This window comes from Mesorhizobium abyssinicae, from assembly GCF_049887195.1.
In the GTDB taxonomy this organism is placed as follows: Bacteria; Pseudomonadota; Alphaproteobacteria; order Rhizobiales; family Rhizobiaceae; genus Mesorhizobium; species Mesorhizobium abyssinicae.
This window is the reverse complement of record NZ_JARAKC010000068.1, coordinates 1-2748: the sequence shown is the minus strand read 5'-3', so window position 1 is coordinate 2748 and position 2748 is coordinate 1. Positions and strand designations below refer to the sequence as shown.

The window sequence follows — 2748 nt, the reverse complement described above, 5'->3', positions numbered from 1 at the left end:
CTTGGGCATCAGCGGTGCGAACTGCTCCCACTCTTCGTCCGCCAAATCAGACGGGTAGCGCTTGGTCTTCTTGGCAATCCGGGCCATCCGCCCACGGCTCTGCTCTGTCCACATCCACAGCTTGATGATTGTTCGCATCCGGGCCTCGCGTAGCGCGGGGGCGTTCAGAGCATGCCGGTGGAAGAAGTCATCGGTCTCGAGATACTGGACCTTGTGGCTGTGCAGGATCGCCGCTGCGCTCTCACTTTGATTGCCGCGCCGCCGACGACATCCCGCACGCGCCGCGCGCTCGAGCGCAAGTCTGGTCTGCGGCTATGCCGAAAGACCCACTACAAGGCGAAGTCCTGGAAGCTTGAGCGTCGCGTCTGCGCTCGCATCGAGGCAACCCGATGGGCCTCGACATCCGCTTCGTCGTCACCAATCTCGACAAAGGCTCCGCCGAGCACATCTATGACGTGATCTACTGCGCCCGCGGCCAGGCCGAAACCTGATCAAGATGCACAAGAGCCAGCTCGCCTCCGACCGCACCTCCTGCCGCTCACCGATTGCCAACCAGGTCCGTCTTGTCCTGCACACCGCCGCATACTGGCTGATGCTCACCCTGCGCGAGGCGGTGCCCACGACCCATCATCTGCGCAACGCCGAGTTCGCTACGCTGCGGCTCAGGCTGCTCAAGCTCGGCGCTCGCGTCATCGAAACCGTCTCGCGCATCCGTCTGGCCTTCGCCGCCGCCTGTCCCGAAGCAAGTCTGTTCCGGGCGCTCGCCAGCAATCTGCTACCGGCAGGACCATGACCGCCGGGGCAGCAGGCCCCGCCGAACCATACAGCTTCCACCCTCCAGCGCGTTCACAAGTCCAGACACAGCCGCGGTGAAAAAGACGCCGCGCCGCCACCTGTCCACCACTCAGCGGCAAACAATCCCAAATGCGTCATGAATAAGACGGGCTAGTTGTGGAGCCTCAACAGGTTGTCCTCGGTTAGAGCGAGGCGACTGATAGGTGTTTTGGACTTTAGGCTGCCATGTGGGCGATGCCAATTGTATCTGTGCAGCCAGACAGGCAGCTCGGCGGAACGGTGATCTGAAGTCGGATAGGCGATGGCATAGGCCCATTCGCGCAGTGCGGTCTGGATGAAGCGCTCGGCCTTGCCGTTGGTCTTGGGCGTGTAGGGTTTGGTGCGAATGTGCTTGAGGCCAAGCTTGCGGCAGGCCTTGGCGAAGGCCTTCGACCTGTAGCAGGACCCGTAGCACCTACGGAAGGAATGAGCGGAGGCAGCCGAGACAGCGGTGCGCGCAGCTTTTCGCTGCAGGCGCGCACCGCTCGAGGCGGCCATGGCCAGTCAGAGTTTCTCTAGAATGTGAATGTCACAACCCATTCCGGAGAGACCGACCATGACCATTTCCAATTCTATACCTGCCGATGCCGTGCTGGTAGCGATCGATATCGCCAAGGTGCGCAATGAAGTCCTGATCGAAGATCCAAGCCATAGCCGCCGGCGCCGGCTGCACGTCCTCAACAATCGTGCCGAGCATGATCGGCTGATCGAGGTTCTGCAGGCGTATGATCGGCGCGTGGTCTGCGGATTTGAAGCAACGGGCAATTATCACCGACCCATTGCATGGCGCCTGGCTGAGGCCGGTTTCGAGGTACGGTTGATTTCGTCGCTGGCGCTCGCCCGAACCCGTGAGGCCTTGCACAACAGCTGGGACAAGAACGATCCCAAGGATGCGCAGGTAATGCTGCACATGCTGAAGATCCAGGCGACGCAGCGCTATCATGATCCGCTGCGCGCCGGAATCAACGACGTGCAGGAGCTGTCGAAGACGCATGAAGCGATCGCAAAAGCCAAGACCGAGATCCAGCACCGCATCCTGACACATTACCTGCCGCTGTATTTTCCCGAGATTGATCGCTTCCGTGGAAACAGCCGCAGCGATTGGCTCTTCGCTTTTCTGGATGCATTTCCGACACCGGCAAGCATCACGGCGCTGACGAAGGAGGAGTTCATCAAAGCTGCATGGGATGTCGTCGGCCGCAAAGTCAGCAAGACACAGATTCTCCTGGATATTTACGAGACGGCGCGCACATCGATTGGACTGCCGTTGCCACTTGATGCCCCCGCCATTCGCATGTTCCGGATGGTTGTCGCCGAAGCACGAAGCCTGATCCGACAGCGCAATGAGATCGAAGAACAGGCCGATGAACTGCTGCGGCACAGCCAGGACTATCAGCTCCTGCGGCAGATCCCAGGCATTGGGCCGATCAATGCACTGACAATCATTGCTGAGGCTGGCGACCTACGCCGCTTCCATCATCATCGCCAGTTTCTCAAGTTCTGCGGACTGGACCTGTCGACACAGCAATCAGGTCAATATCGCGGCCAGACCCGGCTTTCCAAGTTCGGCAATGCCAGGCTGCGCCGCACCTTGTGGATCGCCGGACAGGTTGCCATCCGTCAGCGCGAGAATGGCTTTCGCCACAAGTTCGAACGCTACATCGCAAAAGACCGCGACAATCCCGATCTGCGCCGCAAGGCGATGACAGCAATTACCGCCAAGATGGCCCGCGTCGTGCACGCCGTCGTCAAAGGCGGTTCAGACTACCGGCCCTTCGTTGAGGGGGCGAGTTTCTTGATGTCGATGTGGATCATCTCGCCGGGCTTCTCGCGCTCGTAGCGGCGCACCGGTTCGGCCGGTTCGATATCCCTCAACCGCGACAGTCCGGCACGCTTGAGAACCCGGCTGACGGT

General features: G+C 60.5%; 2 protein-coding genes and 3 pseudogenes. 2 read left to right on the top strand and 3 right to left on the bottom strand.

Going from position 1 to position 2748, the window contains the following annotated elements; all coding sequences use genetic code 11:
* Positions 1-114 (bottom strand): transposase (locus tag PU724_RS33570; protein WP_426213817.1); only part of this gene is annotated, 114 nt, incomplete at its 3' end.
* Between the two features lie 159 nt (positions 115-273).
* Here PU724_RS33570 and PU724_RS33565 point away from each other — a divergent pair.
* Positions 274-793: pseudogene (locus tag PU724_RS33565) on the top strand (transposase); the annotation flags it as partial.
* Positions 794-945: 152 nt separating this feature from the next.
* Here PU724_RS33565 and PU724_RS33560 read toward each other — a convergent pair.
* A pseudogene (locus PU724_RS33560) lies at positions 946-1242 on the bottom strand (integrase core domain-containing protein); the annotation flags it as partial.
* Between the two features lie 148 nt (positions 1243-1390).
* Here PU724_RS33560 and PU724_RS33555 point away from each other — a divergent pair.
* Positions 1391-2674: an IS110 family RNA-guided transposase gene (locus PU724_RS33555; RefSeq protein WP_354425936.1), complete on the top strand. Its 1284-nt coding sequence runs from the start codon at positions 1391-1393 to the stop codon at positions 2672-2674.
* Here PU724_RS33555 and PU724_RS33550 read toward each other — a convergent pair.
* Positions 2623-2748, bottom strand: a pseudogene (locus PU724_RS33550) (IS481 family transposase); the annotation flags it as partial. The gene PU724_RS33555 and the pseudogene PU724_RS33550 sit on opposite strands and share 52 nt — an antisense overlap.